Below are 14,820 nucleotides of genomic sequence, written 5' to 3'. Positions count from 1 at the left end.
AGCCCGCGAAATTCGGTGTCGAAGTGCCGGAGGCCTTCGGTAACGTGCCGTGCGTGTTCAAAGCCCTCGGTCGCATCGTGTCCTCCCATCCATGGATCGTGATCGGAGTCTGGGTGGTGGCGGCGGTCGCCATCGCACTCACGGCTCCCGCGCTCAAGACGACCTCCGATCAGTCGGAGTTCCTGCCCTCCCACTACGAGTCGATCCGCGCCGCGCAGGCGCAGACCGACCACTTCCCGGAGGCGAATTCGACCCCCGGCGCCATCGTCCTCTTCCAGCGCGAGGACGGCGGCAAGATCACCGCCGCCGACCAGGAGGCGGTCGCTCAGATCGCCACCGACCTCGGGCCCACGCTGGGCGAGAAGACGTTCGTGCAGACCATGGTCACCAGTACCGGCGATCAGCCGAACGTCTCCCAGGACGGCACCGTGATGCTCGGCATCGTGCCCCTGGCCAAGGACGCCACCGGGTATGACCCGCAGGCGTTCGACGACGCCAAGGAGATGCGCGACGAGCTCGACACCCTGATCGCCGACACCGGCCTGACCGCGCAGACCACCGGCACCGTGCCCCAGGGGCTGGACTCCCAGGAGTCGAGCGAGCAGGCGCTCGCGATCGTCGGCATCGCCACGATCGTGCTGATCGTGCTGTTGCTCGCGCTGATCTTCCGCAGCGTGATCATCTGCCTGATGCCGATCGTGATCGTCGGTCTCGTCTCGATCGTGGCCACCGGGTTGATCGGCTTCGCGAACGAGGCGTTCGATCTGAAGGCGGACTCCTCGATCCAGACGATCCTGGTCGTGGTGCTCTACGGCATCGGCACCGACTACATCCTCTTCTTCCTGTTCCGCTATCGCGAGCGGTTGCGGCACGGCGCCGATGTGAAGGCCTCCGTGCGCTACGGTCTCGAGCGCGCCGGCGAGGCGATCACCTCCGCCGGTGGCGCGGTGATCGTCGCGTTCCTCGCGCTGCTGCTCAGCTCGCTGGGCATCTTCCGCGCGATCGGCCCGGCGCTGGCGATCGCCGTCTTCGTCACCATGATCGCGGTGCTGACCCTGGTTCCGGCCGTCGTCACCCTGCTCGGGCGGGCACTGTTCTGGCCGTCGAAGAAGTGGAAGCTGGAGCCCGAGGCCGCCCGGTTCAGCAAGGTCGGGCACTCGCTCGGACGCCGTCCTGGCACCTTCGCCGCCGTCTCCGGTCTGCTGATGCTGCTGCTGGCCGGCTTCTCGCTCGGCTTCAACCCGTCGTTCGACTTCAACTCCTCGTTGCCGAAGAACGTCGAGTCGACCGAGGCGATGGAGACCTTCCAGGACCACTTCGCCGCCGGCCAGGCCGACCCCGCACCAGTGCTCCTGGTCGCCAAGGACGGTCAGCTCGACCCGGCTGAGCTGCCTGCCTTCCAGCAGGCGCTCGAGGCCGCGGAGGGCGTCGACTCCGTGCAGCCGGCCCAGGTCTCCGAGGACGGCGAGGCCGCGGTCTTCAGCGTGATCCTCACCCACGACCCGGTCTCCGACGAGGCACTGAACGACGTCAAGGGCCCGATCCGCACGGCCGCCCACGACGCCGCTCCGGACGGCACCTCGGCGATGGTCGGCGGCACCGCCTCGATCTTCGCCGACATGCAGAAGGCGATGAACCGCGACTACTCGGTGGTCTTCCCGGTCGCCGCCGCGATCATCCTGCTGATCCTGATGCTGCTGCTGCGCAGCCTGGTCGCCCCCTGGTACCTGATGGCAGCGGTAGGCCTCGGCTTCGCCGCCACCCTGGGCGCCACGGTGATCGTGTTCCAGCACATCCAGGGCGAGTCGGGCCTGATCTTCATGCTGCCGATCTACATCTATCTGTTCGTGACGGCGCTCGGCACCGACTACAACATCCTGATGATCGCGCGATTGCGGGAGGAGGCACGCGAGGGGCGCAACCCGCGCGACGCCGCCGCCGAGGCGGTCAAGCACGCGGGTCCGACCATCGCGGCTGCCGGCGTGATCCTGGCCGGCACCTTCGCCTCGCTGATGTTGGCGGGCAACTCCCTGATGGTCTCGATGGGCTTCGCGCTCTCGGTGGGCATCGCGGTGGCCGCGTTCGTGATGGCGATGTTCTTCACGCCGGCGCTCACCGCCCTGATCGGACACGCCGCCTGGTGGCCCGGTCATGGCGACGAGAAGAAGCCGGACGACGAGCCGGAGGACGAGCCCGCGCTCGTCTGAGCAGTGCGGGAGGGCCCGGCGTCACGATGACGCCGGGCCCTCGCGCGTTCGTGGACACTGCGGACCCCCGCCCCCGGCACATCTGGTAGTTCTGTTCGACAGAGCCATCACCGGGCCGAGGCCCGACAGCGATGCTTGAATACGACAAGCGATGGGCGTGCGTCTGTCACGTCCGCTCAGGAGAAGATGCGGTGAACGCCAGCGCCACCAGTACGGCCCAGGTTGCCCCGGTCCCCGAACGCAGGCGGCCGAGCCCGAACACGATCGTCTTCGTGCTGTCGCTGTGCGGCATCGTCGTCTCGCTGCAGCAGACCCTCCTGCTCCCCCTGCTTCCCGAGCTGCCCAAGCTGCTGGACACCTCGACCGACAGCGCCTCCTGGCTGGTCACCGCCACCCTGCTCGCGGGCGCGGTCGCGACCCCGACCGTCTCCCGCCTCGCCGACATGTACGGCAAGCGCCGGATGATGGTGACCGCCCTGGTGATCTCCCTGGCGGGCTCCCTGCTCGGCGCGATCAGCGAGCTCCTGCCGCTGCTGATCGCCGCCCGCGCGCTCCAGGGCGTCGGGCTCGCCCTGGTGCCGGTCGCGATCGCGATCATGCGCGACGAGCTGCCCCGCGAGAAGGTGCCGCTCGGCGTCGCGATCATGAGCGCGACCCTGGCCGTAGGCGCCGGCATCGGGCTGCCCCTGGCCGGACTGATCGCCAACCACCTCGACTGGCACGCCATCTTCTGGCTCACCGCGATCGTCGCAGCGCTGCTGCTGGTGACCGCGATCGCTGTGCTCCCCGAATCGCCGGTGCGCACCCGCGGCACCTTCGACCTGCGCGGGGCGATCCTGCTGTCGGCAGCACTGACCGCCCTGCTGCTGGCCGTCTCCAAGGGCTCCATGTGGGGCTGGACCTCCGCGACCACCCTCGGGCTCACCGCACTCGGCCTCGCGCTGATCGGCATCTGGATCCCCCTGGAGCTGCGCACCCCCAGCCCCCTGGTCGACATCCGGGTCGCCGCCCGTGCGCCGGTGATGGTGGTCAACATCGTCTCCGTCTTCGCCGGCTTCGCGATGTTCACCAACATGCTGGTCACCACCCAGTTCCTGCAGATGCCCGAGGCGACCGGCTACGGCCTGGGCCTCGACGTACTCGAGACCGGCTGGTGGATGGTGCCGAACGCCGCGGCCTTCGGCCTGATGGCGCCGGTCTCGGCGTGGATGACGCGTCGCTACAGCCCGCAGCTCACCCTGCTCGTCGGCACCGCCCTGATGACCGCCGCCTACGCGGCGCGGGTCTTCCTCAGCGACGACCTGTTCCAGATCGTCTTCGGCTCGGTGATCGTCGGAGTCGGCACCGCCTTGGCGTACGGCGCCCTGCCGACCCTGATCATGCGCGCCGTTCCCGTCACCGAGACCGCCTCGGCCAACGGCCTCAACGTCCTGCTGCGCTCGGTCGGCACCTCGACGGCGAGCGCCGTCACCGCGGCCGTCGCCTCGGCGTCGGCGATCATGGTGGGCGAGGCGATGGCGCCCAGCAAGGACGCCCTCACGCTGGCCCTGTGGCTGGCCGCCGGCGCCTCGCTGTGCGCCACCGCGATCGGATTGCCGACCCTGCGGATGCGCGCGTTCTCCGAGGAGTGGGACCGTGCCGGCACCGAGCAGATCGGGGCGGAGACCCGGGTCGTGCGTGGCCGGGTCGTCTCCGCGGACGGCGACCCGATCCGCAATGCCGTGGTCACCGTGCTCACCCCGGACGGCGTCGCGATCGACTGGGGCCAGGCCGACTCCGAGGGTCGCTTCAATGCGGCGATCCCGCGCCCGGGCGACTACCTGGTGGTCACCGCTGCCGAGGGCTGGCAGCCACGCTCGTGGGTGATGGACCTCGACGACAGCCACCCGCTGCCACCGATCGTGCTGCGCCAGCGCTACACCCTCTCCGGCGTGATCACCGACGCCGAGGACGAGCCGGTGGTCGATGCCCTGGTGGTGCTGACCCGGGCCACGGGCGAGGTCGTCGACACGATCCGCACCGACCACGAGGGCCGGTACCTGATCCCCCGCCCCACCAACGGCCGCTACGTGCTCACCGTCTCCTCGCGCGAGGGTGCACTCGGCGCGCGCCCGGTGACGGTGTGGGAGTACGCCCGCAGCGTCGACCTGCGTCTCGGCACGCCGCTGGCCTGAGCCGTCCACTGCCGGCTCCTGGTCGGCCAAACCGGACAAACCGCCGGTAAAGTCTTCCGAATGACCCAGGGAGGGCACGACCCGATGCACGCCAGCACAGCGACCCCGGCCCCCGATGAGGAGTCCGCGCCGACCCCGTCGCGCGGACGGCGACTGGCGACCGGGCTGCAGCGCCAGCTGCGGGCGCCGATCGTGGCGAGCGCGATGGCCCTGCTCGGTGCCTGGGCCGCGCTGACGCCGTCGATGCTGCCGCGCAGCTCTCCCCTGCAAGGCGTGGTGGTCGCGGTCGCGGCCTGGGCCGGCTACGGCCTCGGTGCCCTGCTCGGCTGGGCGGTCCGCCGCTCCGGTGGCCGGCTGGTCGGCGATCTGCGCCGCAACTGCTGGCGCGCGCTGGCCGGCGGCGGGGCGCTCGGCTCGGTGCTCATGCTCTGGTGGTACTACGAGTGGGAGAACGAGCTGCGCGACCTGGTCGGCATGGACCACCAGGGGGCGGGCGCCATCGTCGTCACGCTGCTGGTCGCGCTGGTCCTGTTCGTGCTGCTGATCGCGATCTCCCGCGCCGTCAAGGCCGGGTTCGCCTGGATCGCCCGCGGCGTCGGACGCTTCGTGCCGGCTCCGGTGGCGACCCTGATCGGCGTCGCGCTGACGGCGTTCGTCGGCTACACGCTCCTCGTCGACGTCGCCACCTCGCGGATCCTCTCCTCGCTCGATGCCGCCGCGGTCGCGGTCAACGACGAGTTCCGCGCCGATCGCCCGGCCCCGGAGAACCCGTACGTCTCCGCGGGCCCGGGCTCGCAGGTGGAGTGGGACAAGCTCGGTCGCCAGGGCCGGGTCTTCATCAGCAACCGTCCCAGCGCCGAGGAGATCACCCGGTTCTCACAGCGCCCGGCCGTCGAGCCGGTGCGTGCCTACGTCGGGATCGGCACCGACGGCGACATCGACCTGCGTGAGCAGGCGGTCCTCGCTGCCGACGAGCTCGAGCGACTCGGTGGCTTCGACCGGGAGGTGGTCAATGTGGTGACCGGAACCGGCCGGGGCTGGGTCAACGAGGACCAGGCACAGGCCCTGGAGTACATGTGGAACGGCGACACCGCCACGGTCAGCATGCAGTACTCCTACCTGCCCAGCCCGATCTCGTTCCTGGTCGACCGCAGCCGGGCCAAGGACGCCGGCCGGCTGCTCTTCGACGCCGTCTTCGGCAAGTGGCTGGCGCTTCCCGAGGAGAGCCGGCCGAAGCTGGTGGTCAGCGGCGAGAGCCTGGGCAGCTTCGGCGGGGAGGCCGCGTTCAGCGGCGAGCAGGACATGGCGAACCGGATCGACGGCGCGCTGTTCGTCGGCCCGACCAACGCCAACGAGCTGTGGAGCCGGTTCACCGAGGAGCGTGACGCCGGCAGCACCGAGATGGCGCCGGTCTACGGCAAGGGCGAGATCGTGCGCTTCGCCGGCGACCCCACCGACTGGGAGGCGCCGAGCGCCGACTGGACCGGAACCCGGGTGGGCTACCTGCAGCACGCCAACGACCCGATCACCTGGTGGAACTGGTCGCTCGCCCTGCACCGGCCGGACTGGCTCGAGGAGCCGACCGCGCCCGGAGTCTCCCCCGACATGCGCTGGATCCCCTTCGTCACCATGCTCCAACTGGGGGCCGATCAGATGATGGCCAACGAGGTGCCGGCCGGCCAAGGGCACCGCTTCGGCAAGGAGCCGGTCTGGGCGTGGGCGGCGATCCTCCCGCCGCCGGGATGGACCGCCGACGACACCGCCGCCCTCGCGGCTGCGGAGCCTCGCGAGGGCGACTGAGCCGATCAGGCCCAGATCGGGCCGGGGCGCCCACCGTCCGCGGTGATCACCGCGCCGTTGGCGACCCGGCCCCGTGGCGATGCCAGGAAGACGACCAGATCCGCGACGTCCGCGGCGCTCTGCGCGACGCCGAGCGCGTTGACGGCGGCCGCCCGGGCATAGTCGGCGTCGCCGTCGTTGCGCTCGGTGACGGTGAGGCCGGGATGCACGCAGGTCACGCTGATGCCGTCCGGCCCGAGCTCGTCGGCGAGGTTCTTGGTGAGGGCGACGTCGCCGATGTTGCGCACCGAGCCGCCGATGTTGCCGGTGGTGCGGGCGTTCACCCCGCTGATGTTCACCACCGCTCCCCCGGCGCGGCGCAGGAACGGCGCCGCCGCCCGGACCACGCGGAGATAGCCCAGCACCTTGGTGTCGACGTTGCGGAGCACCTCCTCGGTGTCGGTGCCGGCCAGCCCGGTCGGCGCGCCGGGCAGCGCCCGCGGCGCGGCGCAGTTCACCACCACGTCGATCCTGCCGAGCAGCTCGGCAGCCCGCTGGACCGCGGCAGCGACGGCATGGTCGTCGGTGGTGTCGGCGACGACGTAGCCGGCAGCGCCGAGCTCGGCTGCGGCAGCCTCCAGACTCGCGACGTCGCGGCCCAGCAGCACCACCTGCGCGCCCTCGCGCACCAGCGCCGCCGCGCTGGCCCTGCCGATGCCGCGGTTTCCGCCGGTGACCAGCGCTCCCGCGCCCTTCAGTCCAAGATCCATGCCCCGAGTCAACCAGGCCGCTCTGCGCTCAGAGGCGGGTGGCCAACAGCCAGGCGAGGTAGCCGCCGTACGCGGCGACGAAGAGGCCACCTTCAACGCGCCCGAGGCGCCGGTGGCTCCAGAACGCGGGGATGCAGACGGCAGCCGCGCCCAGCATCAGCAGCAGGTCGACGGCGATCAGCTCGTCCGGGACCGGCACCGCACCGGGTGCCGCGATGACGGTCGGTCCGAGGATCAGCGCGATGTTGAAGACGCTCGATCCGATCAGGTTCCCCAGGGCCAGGGAGCGGTCGCCACGAATCGTGGCGACGATCGCCGTCGCCAGCTCGGGTGCGGAGGTGCCGATCGCCACCACCGTCAGGCCGATGAAGGCGTCGCTGGCCCCGATCGCCGAGGCGATCTCCACGGCTCCGTCGACCAGGAGCTCCGAGCCGACCAGCACCAGGGCCAGCCCCGCCAGCAGGAGCAGGAGCTCGACGCTGACGCGTGGTGAGGCCGGGTGCAGCGGTGCGCCGGTGCCGCGCGGGTTCGCCGCGGCCCCCGAGACCGGGGCCGCCGCGGTCCGCCGGCTCTCGCGGGCACTGAGCACCAGCACCACGCCGAGGTAGAGGATGCCGTACCCGGTGAGCAGCACGCCGTCGGTGGTGCTGAGCTCGCCGTCGAGCGCGAGCGCCGCCATCACCACCGCTGCGCCGACCATCATCGGCAGGTCCACCCGCAGCGTGCGGGAGTCGAACTCGATCGGACGCAGCAGTGCGGCGAGCCCGAGGATCAGCAGGATGTTGACCAGGTTGGTGCCGACGATGTTGCCGACCGCGAGCTCACCGCGCCCCTGGGATGCCGCGTTCAGGCCGATCGCCAGCTCCGGCAGGCTGGTGCCCAGGGCCACCACCGTCATCCCGACCACGATCGGGCTGACCTTGAGGCGGGCCGCCAGGGCGGAGCCTTGACGCACCACGAACTCGGCGCCGATCACCAGCAGGGCCAGGCCTGCGGCCAGGATCACCCACGCCATCGCTGCCTCCCCGCCTCGCTCGCTCGCTCAGCAAACCACACCCGGGCGCCAGGTGCGGGCGTTCGCGCTACGCCGGGCCGGGGAGCTCGGTGCTCGACGCCTCGGTGCTGAGGAACATCCGGGTCACCGAGCGGTCCATGAACGCTGCCTCGTCGGCGAAGATCGCGTCGCGGATCGCCGGGTCACGCTGGGTGATCGCGAACATCTCCTGCATCGCGGCGTCGTCGTGGAAGACGATCTCGGTGACGACGTCCGGACCGGAGCCGTCCTCGGCCAGGTAGTTGCGGGTGTAGCTCGTCCACAGATGTCCGAACAGGCTGGTGGTGAACGGCGCGTGCTGGTGCTCGTAGTAGTCACGGAACTCAGCCCGCGACGAGTCCGGCTTGCGAGTGAAGAGTGCGATCAGCTTGGCCACACTGGCCAGTGTGGCGCAGGTCTCGCCGGCCCTAGCGCAGTGCGACGACTCAATGGGATGAGCGACCGAGCAGCCGCACCGGGCCGTCGCCTGCCTCGGAGAGCTCGTCGTCGGGGTTGGCGAGCTGGCAGGACTTCATCGACAGGCACCCGCAGCCGATGCAGTCGTCGAGGGTGTCGCGCAGTCGCTCCAGCCGCGCGATCCGCGCGTCCAAGGTGCCCCGCCAGGCGCGGGAGAGCTTCGACCAGTCCGCCTTGGTCGGCGTCCGCTCGTCGGGCAGGGTGGCCAGGGCGGTCCTGATCTCCGCCAACGAGATGCCGACACCCTGTGCCGCGCGGATGAAGCCGATCCTGCGCAGCACGTCGCGGTGGTAGCGGCGCTGGTTGCCCGCGTTGCGGGTGCTGGCGATCAGGCCCTCGCGCTCGTAGAAGTGCAGCGCGGAGACGGCGACGCCCGCTCGGCGGGCCACCTCGCCGGGCATCAGGTTGTGTGCCGCAAGTCGGCGCTCGACAGACATTGACCTCAACCTTAGTTGAGGTAGTTCGATCAGACCATGCACGCGATCAGACATCACTCCTTCGGCCCAGCCGACGTCCTGCGCTTCGAGCAGCTCGCCGACCTCACCCCCTCCCCCGGACAGATCCGGATCGCCGTCGAGGCCGCCGGCGTCCACGTCCTCGACACCTCTATCCGCTCCGGCGCGGCCTTCGGTCTCGGCCCGGCTCCCGACCTGCCGGTCATTCCCGGACGTGAGGTCGCCGGCACCGTGGATCGCGTCGGCGAGGGCGTCGACAAGTCCTGGATCGGACGACGCGTGGTCGCGCACCTCGGAATGGGTGGCGGCGGATACGCCGAACAGGCCGTCGTCGCGGCCGAGCGCGCGTACCCGATCCCGGAGGGACTGGACGCTGCCGCAGCGGTGGCCGCCATCGGAACCGGCCGTACGGCCTCGGCGATCCTGGAGTTCGCCGCCCTCTCCCCCGACGACGTCGTCGCAGTGACCTCGGCGGCCGGAGGGCTGGGAGCGCTTCTGCTGCAGGGCATCCGCGCTGCCGGCGCCTCTGCGGTCGGCATCGCCGGCGGTGCCGAGAAGGCCGCGATCGTGGAGTCGCTCGGTGCGGTCGCCATCGACCATCAGCGCGCCGACTGGTCGCAGAGCGTGAGCGATCACGGGCCCTACACGGTGGTCCTCGACGGGGTGGGCGGAACCATCGGCGAGACCTTGTACCGGCAGTTGTCGTCCGGCGGCAGGCTGGTCCGCTACGGATGGTTCGGCGAGGAGGGCAACGCCTACGACGACCCACAGCGACGCGTCATCGAGGTGCTCGGCCCGCCGATCATGAGCCGTCTCGCCGAGTTCGAGCGCGCGGCGCTCGCCGCGGCCGCGTCCGGGGAGCGGGTGCCCCTGGTGGGCAGCACCTTCGCGCTGCGCGACGCCGCCGACGCGCACCGTGCGATCGAGGCGCGAGAGAGCATCGGCAAGGTCGTCCTGGTGGTCGGCGCGTGAGCGCGCTGGTCGACGTCGCGCGTCAGTCGCCGTGGCGCGGTCGCTACGGACGCACCACGATCGGCGTCTTCTCCCTGGCCTTCCTCTTCGCCTTCGAGGCGCTCGCGGTCTCGACGGTGATGCCGCAGGTGGCAGACGAGCTGGACGGGTTGAGCTGGTACCCGGTGGCGTTCGCCGGCCCGCTGGCGGCGTCGATCGTCGCGCTGGCGTGGGCCGGCCCGGCCGCCGATCGCCTCGGGCCCGGGCCGGTGATGCGGCGCGGGCTGGCCGTCTTCGCGCTCGGCGTGGTGCTGGCCGGCGCCGCACCGACGATGCCGCTCTTCGTCGCGGGCAGGCTGGTGCACGGCTACGGCGGCGGCGTCCTGGGCGTGGCCCTCTACGTGTTGATCGCCCAGGCCTACCCGGAGACGATGCGGCCCCGGGTCTTCGCGGTGCTGACCACCGCCTGGGTGCTGCCCGCGCTGGTCGGCCCGCTGCTCGCCGCCCAGGTCGCGGACGTGGTCGGCTGGCGTTGGGTCTTCCTCGGCGTGCCCGCACTCGCCTTCGCGGCCTGGCTGCTGGTCGCCGACGCACCGTCGCGCCCCAGTGCCCTCGAGCCGGGCCGGGTGCCGTTGCGCTTCGCCTGGCTCGCGGCCGGCGGCACGCTGCTGCTCTCGTTGGCCGGGCAGCGGGTGGTCGCCTGGTGGCCGGTGCTGGTCGCACTCGGCGTGATGGCGATCCTGCTGGGCGGACGGCGTCTGCTCCCGCCCGGCTTCTGGCGGCTCGCATCCGGGCTTCCCGCCGTCCTGCTGTCCCGGGCCGCGATCGGCACCGCCTTCGCGGCGGCCGAGGTCTACCTGCCGCTGCTGCTGACGCTGGAGCGCGGACTCAGCCTGACCGAGGCGGGCTGGGTGCTGACCATCGGCGCCGTCACCTGGTCCGCGGGCGCCGTCCTGGCTGCCCGGTGGAGCGTGCTCTCCGACCAGCCGGGGCGGGTGCGGATCGGTGCCGCACTGGTCGCCGTCGGGCTCTTCGGATTCGCGACCGTCTCACTGCCCGTCGTTCCGCTCGTCGTGGCGATGGCGTCCTGGGGTGTCGCTGGGCTGGGCATCGGGATGGCCTTCTCCACGCTCTCGGTGCTGGCGTTGGCGACCGCGCGCGAGGGCGAGGAGGGGCGCACCTCCTCGGCTCTGCAGACCAACGACTACCTGAGCATGGCGGGCTTCATCGCCGTGGGCGGCGTGATCTTCGCCGGCTTCGCCCAGTCCGCCCCGGTGGCCGCCGGCACCGGACTGGTGCTGGCCGCCGCCGCCCTCGCCGCGCTGGCGCTGGTGCCGGCTCGCAAGCTGGGGTGACGCCGTCAGGAGCGCAGGACGACGTCGAGCGCCTTGCCCTTGGCGAGCTCGTCGACGAGCTTGTCGAGGTAGCGGATCTGCTGCATCAACGGGTCCTCGACGCCCTCCACCCGGACCCCGCAGACGACGCCCTTGATCAGAGCGGCGTTCGGGTTCAGGTCGGCCGCGGCGAAGAACTCCTCGAAGGTCGTCTCCGCGTCCAGGTGCCGGGCCAGGGCGTCGGCGTCGAAGCCGGTGAGCCAGGTGATCACGGCGTCCAGCTCGGCCTTGCTGCGGCCCTTCCTCTCCACCTTCGTGACGTAGTGCGGGTACACGGAGGCGACGCTGGTGGTGAAGATGCGGTGCTGCATGGGGCGAGCGTATCCGGCTGTTGGCCGCCCCGACGGCCATGGCGGCTCGAGAAATTGTGCGTTTGCCCCCGCCGCGCCGAACCCGCCGCTAGCGTCCTAGACGTCCAATTCGTCTCTCGGGTGACCAGCCGAAGGAAATCCGTATGACCTCCCGCACCAGACTTCGCACGCTCACCTTCGCCGGTGGCGCAGCCACGGCGAGCGTCGCGCTCCTTGCCAGCACGCTCACTCCCGTGCACGCCGTTGCCTTCAGCGAGCTCGAGCTCGACCCCTTCGCCGGAAGCTACCTCTCCGTCGGCTCCTGCACCCAGACCAGTCCGGCGATCGACGATCCGGTCACCGTGCCGATGACGGCGAACGGTCCGGCTGCAAGCACCACCGTCACCGCCACCGCCGCCTATGCGGCGACCGGGGACGCGACCGACACCGTCACCCAGACCGCGAAGATCTCGGCGAAGGCCAAGGCGACAGCCGTCGGCGACCGGCCCACCTCGATGACCCTCGACGCCAGCGGGACGGCCAGCAGGACCACGAGCAAGCCGACCTCCGCCTGCACCCCGGTGACCTACGCAGGCGCGGACACGGACTTCGCCTTCACCCTGGCCGAGCCGACCTGGGTGACCTACTCGATGGCACGCAAGGGCCCGATGTACTCGGAGATCTACCTCTATCTCGATGACTCCGACCCGTTCTTCGACGTCTACGGGCGAGACCTCGACGGAACCACGACCGGCCGCTATCTGCTGCAGCCGGGCGACTACAACGGGTACCTCGAGGCGGAGGCCCGGGCGAGAGGCAACGCGACGTCCGCACGCGCGGGGAAGGCGAGCATCTCGCTCACGTTCGCTCCCGCCGGCAGCGCCGGCGCCAAGCCCAGCGGCAAGGCCAAGCCCTACGTGAGCCTGCCGGCTGCCCGCAGCTGCGCGACCCACAACGCCACTGCCAAGGTGACCGGCAACGCCAAGCGCGCCAAGCGGATCAGCACCATCACCTACAAGGTGAACGGCAAGAAGGTCGCCACGCTCAAGGGCAAGAAGGTCACGAAGGGCAAGGCCACCAGCCTCAAGATCGCCGACAACAAGGCCGCCCGGATCGAAGCGCTGGTCACGCTCGAGAGCGGGAAGAGGCTCACCACCAAGGCCAGCTACCTGGCCTGCACGGCCTAGTCAGCTCACGCCAGCGGCGGGAAGATCGGGCCTCCCCCGAACATCAGCCGCGGCGAGATCGGCTTGCCGCCGGGCTCCTCGATGCCGTACTGATCGGCGAGCTCGGCGGTGAGCAGGGCCTGTCCGCTGAGCGTGGGCAGCGCCTCGTCGGCGACGAGCCGGGCCAGCACGCGGCCCTGCAGCTCCGGGGTCTCGGTGTCGCTGATCGGGACGCCGGCGATGTTGTCGAGTCCGCTCTTGAGCAGCAGCTCGGTACGGACCAGGCCCGGCCACAGCGAGACCACGTTGACGCCATGCTGGCGCAGCTCCAGGGCGGCGTCGTGGGTGAGCTTGTCGAGGCCCGCCTTGGAGATGCCGTACAGCGTGGAGTGCAGGTAGGCACGGGTGCCGACCGAGGTGATGTTGACGATCGTGCCGGCACCCTGGCCGACCATGATCGGCGCGGCCGCGTGCAGCGCCACGTAGTGCGCGCGCAGGCCGATCCCGATCAGCGAGTCCCAGTCGCTCAGCGGGCGTTCCCACAACGGCTCCGGGTTCGCGTGGTTCAGCCGCGGACCCGCCCAGACGTTGTTCACCAGCAGGTCGAGGCGTCCCTCGGCCTCGGCCACTCCCGTCACCAGCGCCTGGACGGCGGCGTCGTCGGCGTGGTCGACCTCGTGCGCGACGCCACGACCCCCGGCCTCCGCGATCCGGTCCACGGTGCGCGCCAGGCGCTCGGTGTTGCGCCCGGAGACGTGGACCGTCCACCCGGCCTCAGCCAGCCCGACGGCGATGCCCTCGCCGACGCCGCGGCTGCCGCCGGTGACCACTGCGACCTGTGCACCCATCAGTACGACTCCTGGATCTGGTAGCCCTCGGGCAGCGGGGTGGTCATCGACCAGAGCACCTCGACCTTGCTCGACGCGATCCGCCAGCCGTCGCTCTCTCGGCGATAGGTGTCGCGGTACTCGATCGAGCTGACCTGCTCGGTGCCGGCCTCGGTGTTGACCTGACGGAACCGCAGGGTCCAATCGCCGCGGGCGTTGTCGGCGTCCAGCACGGTGATGTCGGGGTGCACGGCGTGGTGCATGTCGAAGATGACGTGGCGCCCGTCGACCTTGCGCAGCGCGACCCGCTCGAAGATCGCCGCGATCGGCTCGACCCCGGTGAAGGCGCCCAGCGGACCGTAGTCGAGGACCGCACCCTCGGCCACGAAGCAGTTCCGGAACTCGTCGGGGCGCTTCGCATCGCAGGCCCGCAGGTAGCGATGCTTGAGAGCAGTGATCTCGGTGACCGCCTCGAGCCGCGCCAGGCGATCCTTCAGTTCGTCGTCCACGCGAGCCACGGTAACGACTCGGCCGCCGCCGGCGGGGAGGAATCCCAGCAGGCGGCGGCCGTTTTCATCGATCCATCAACGAGAGCGCTTGAGGGCGACCTTCGCGACGGCGACGGTCTGGCTCTTGGCCGGCTTGTCGCCGCCCATCTGGATGACCTGGACCAGCGTGCGGCCCTTGCGGGTGACCACCAGGTTCGCGCGCATCTCAGGGCCCTCGCCCTTCATGTGCATCGCGAGTCCGGCCCGCTCGTCGCCGATCTTCGGCAACGTGAGCTTGCTGGACTTGGCGCCGTCGTAGACCTTGCCGGAGCAGCGCTTCGCGTACCGCTTGACGTCGGCGATGATCGCCTTCGCCTTGGCCTTGTTCGCGAACTTGAGCGTGTGCACCATGACGAAGGTGTCCTGCATGACCTCGGCCTCGAAGTCCGGCATGTACACAGCCATCCGGCCGGCGTCCGCCTTCGTCTTCTTCGAACCCGTGCACTTCTTGCCGGGGCCGTCGTAGGTCCGGCTCTTCTCCTTGGAGGCCACACCGCCCTTCAGTTGCGGCACCGCCTTGACGACCTCCGCCATGGTCGGCAGGTTCTTGTTCGTCACCGTGGCCGGCGCAGCCTGGGCCGTGCCCATCGCGCCAGTCAGCACCAGCATCGACGCCGCGGCGATCCCCACGAACTTCCTACGTGCACCCATTGCACTCACTCCTCGAACAGTCGTCATGAACCGCGGAGCCTAGCCGCTCCGGACGTCGACCGGTGGGCGTTAGTTGCTGAATGCAACAGCAGGTCTAT

At 70.7% G+C, this 14,820-nt stretch carries 14 protein-coding genes; 6 read left to right on the top strand and 8 right to left on the bottom strand.

Annotation, left to right across the window (positions count from 1 at the left end; translation table 11 throughout):
• The first annotated feature begins 98 nt into the window (after nt 1-98).
• From ABD151_RS12875 to ABD151_RS12865, 3 genes are all read left to right on the top strand, one after another.
• Nucleotides 99-2,207, top strand: coding sequence for an MMPL family transporter (locus ABD151_RS12875; protein WP_343994954.1), 2,109 nt, complete (start codon nt 99-101; stop codon nt 2,205-2,207).
• Between the two features lie 191 nt (nt 2,208-2,398).
• Entirely contained in the window at nt 2,399-4,381 is a 1,983-nt protein-coding gene (locus ABD151_RS12870; RefSeq protein ID WP_343994952.1) for an MFS transporter, read from the top strand.
• A gap of 60 nt (nt 4,382-4,441) precedes the next feature.
• Entirely contained in the window at nt 4,442-6,181 is a 1,740-nt protein-coding gene (locus tag ABD151_RS12865) for an alpha/beta hydrolase (protein WP_343994950.1), read from the top strand.
• 5 nt (nt 6,182-6,186) lie between these two features.
• Here the strand turns inward: ABD151_RS12865 and ABD151_RS12860 are convergent, their stop codons facing one another.
• The 4 genes from ABD151_RS12860 to soxR all read right to left on the bottom strand — a co-directional run bounded on the left by ABD151_RS12860 (nt 6,187) and on the right by soxR (nt 8,877).
• Entirely contained in the window at nt 6,187-6,930 is a 744-nt protein-coding gene (locus ABD151_RS12860; RefSeq protein ID WP_343994948.1) for an SDR family NAD(P)-dependent oxidoreductase, read from the bottom strand.
• Between the two features lie 28 nt (nt 6,931-6,958).
• Complete coding sequence (locus tag ABD151_RS12855; protein ID WP_343994946.1) at nt 6,959-7,945, bottom strand: calcium/sodium antiporter; 987 nt, start codon at nt 7,943-7,945, stop codon at nt 6,959-6,961.
• Between the two features lie 67 nt (nt 7,946-8,012).
• A complete protein-coding gene (locus tag ABD151_RS12850; protein WP_343994944.1) occupies nt 8,013-8,360 on the bottom strand; it encodes an EthD domain-containing protein in 348 nt (115 codons plus the stop codon).
• A 49-nt stretch (nt 8,361-8,409) separates the two neighbouring features.
• Nucleotides 8,410-8,877, bottom strand: a complete 468-nt coding sequence (soxR, locus tag ABD151_RS12845) for a redox-sensitive transcriptional activator SoxR (RefSeq protein WP_343994942.1) — start codon at nt 8,875-8,877, stop codon at nt 8,410-8,412.
• Nucleotides 8,878-8,913: 36 nt separating this feature from the next.
• On the opposite strand from soxR, the gene ABD151_RS12840 reads away from it, so the two are divergent.
• Both ABD151_RS12840 and ABD151_RS12835 read left to right on the top strand, forming a co-directional pair.
• Nucleotides 8,914-9,867 carry an alcohol dehydrogenase catalytic domain-containing protein gene (locus tag ABD151_RS12840; RefSeq protein WP_343994940.1) on the top strand — a complete coding sequence of 318 codons (954 nt, stop codon included), beginning with the start codon at nt 8,914-8,916 and terminating at the stop codon, nt 9,865-9,867.
• Nucleotides 9,864-11,201, top strand: coding sequence for an MFS transporter (locus ABD151_RS12835; protein WP_343994939.1), 1,338 nt, complete (start codon nt 9,864-9,866; stop codon nt 11,199-11,201). Before ABD151_RS12840 ends, ABD151_RS12835 begins: the two co-directional genes overlap by 4 nt.
• A gap of 5 nt (nt 11,202-11,206) precedes the next feature.
• Here the strand turns inward: ABD151_RS12835 and ABD151_RS12830 are convergent, their stop codons facing one another.
• Entirely contained in the window at nt 11,207-11,551 is a 345-nt protein-coding gene (locus ABD151_RS12830; protein ID WP_343994937.1) for a DUF2200 domain-containing protein, read from the bottom strand.
• 143 nt (nt 11,552-11,694) lie between these two features.
• Between ABD151_RS12830 and ABD151_RS12825 the strand changes: the two genes are divergently transcribed.
• Complete coding sequence (locus tag ABD151_RS12825; RefSeq protein ID WP_343994935.1) at nt 11,695-12,717, top strand: hypothetical protein; 1,023 nt, start codon at nt 11,695-11,697, stop codon at nt 12,715-12,717.
• Nucleotides 12,718-12,722: 5 nt separating this feature from the next.
• Here ABD151_RS12825 and ABD151_RS12820 read toward each other — a convergent pair whose 3' ends face one another.
• The 3 genes from ABD151_RS12820 to ABD151_RS12810 form a co-directional block, all read right to left on the bottom strand.
• Complete coding sequence (locus ABD151_RS12820; protein ID WP_343994933.1) at nt 12,723-13,544, bottom strand: SDR family NAD(P)-dependent oxidoreductase; 822 nt, start codon at nt 13,542-13,544, stop codon at nt 12,723-12,725.
• Complete coding sequence (locus ABD151_RS12815) at nt 13,544-14,032, bottom strand: nuclear transport factor 2 family protein (protein WP_343994931.1); 489 nt, start codon at nt 14,030-14,032, stop codon at nt 13,544-13,546. The genes ABD151_RS12820 and ABD151_RS12815 overlap by 1 nt, the downstream gene beginning before the upstream one ends.
• Before the next feature lie 75 nt (nt 14,033-14,107).
• The gene (locus tag ABD151_RS12810) at nt 14,108-14,722 is read right to left on the bottom strand and encodes a hypothetical protein (protein WP_343994929.1); all 615 of its coding nucleotides are present in this window, start codon (nt 14,720-14,722) and stop codon (nt 14,108-14,110) included.
• Nucleotides 14,723-14,820: the final 98 nt, after the last annotated feature.

It is taken from the genome of Nocardioides dubius, from assembly GCF_039528155.1.
GTDB lineage: Bacteria > Actinomycetota > Actinomycetes > Propionibacteriales > Nocardioidaceae > Nocardioides > Nocardioides dubius.
The sequence above is the reverse complement of the archived record's forward strand: the minus strand, read 5'-3'. Positions and strand labels throughout refer to the sequence as shown.

Bases quoted from the DNA above. Each gene is read 5' to 3' on its own strand.
- ABD151_RS12865 (WP_343994950.1), top strand. From the start codon at position 4,442: ATGACCCAGGGAGGGCACGACCCGATGCACGCCAGCACAGCGACCCCG.
- ABD151_RS12860 (WP_343994948.1), bottom strand. From the start codon at position 6,930: ATGGATCTTGGACTGAAGGGCGCGGGAGCGCTGGTCACCGGCGGAAAC.
- ABD151_RS12855 (WP_343994946.1), bottom strand. From the start codon at position 7,945: ATGGCGTGGGTGATCCTGGCCGCAGGCCTGGCCCTGCTGGTGATCGGC.
- soxR (WP_343994942.1), bottom strand. From the start codon at position 8,877: ATGTCTGTCGAGCGCCGACTTGCGGCACACAACCTGATGCCCGGCGAG.
- ABD151_RS12840 (WP_343994940.1), top strand. From the start codon at position 8,914: ATGCACGCGATCAGACATCACTCCTTCGGCCCAGCCGACGTCCTGCGC.
- ABD151_RS12830 (WP_343994937.1), bottom strand. From the start codon at position 11,551: ATGCAGCACCGCATCTTCACCACCAGCGTCGCCTCCGTGTACCCGCAC.
- ABD151_RS12825 (WP_343994935.1), top strand. From the start codon at position 11,695: ATGACCTCCCGCACCAGACTTCGCACGCTCACCTTCGCCGGTGGCGCA.
- ABD151_RS12820 (WP_343994933.1), bottom strand. From the start codon at position 13,544: ATGGGTGCACAGGTCGCAGTGGTCACCGGCGGCAGCCGCGGCGTCGGC.
- ABD151_RS12810 (WP_343994929.1), bottom strand. From the start codon at position 14,722: ATGGGTGCACGTAGGAAGTTCGTGGGGATCGCCGCGGCGTCGATGCTG.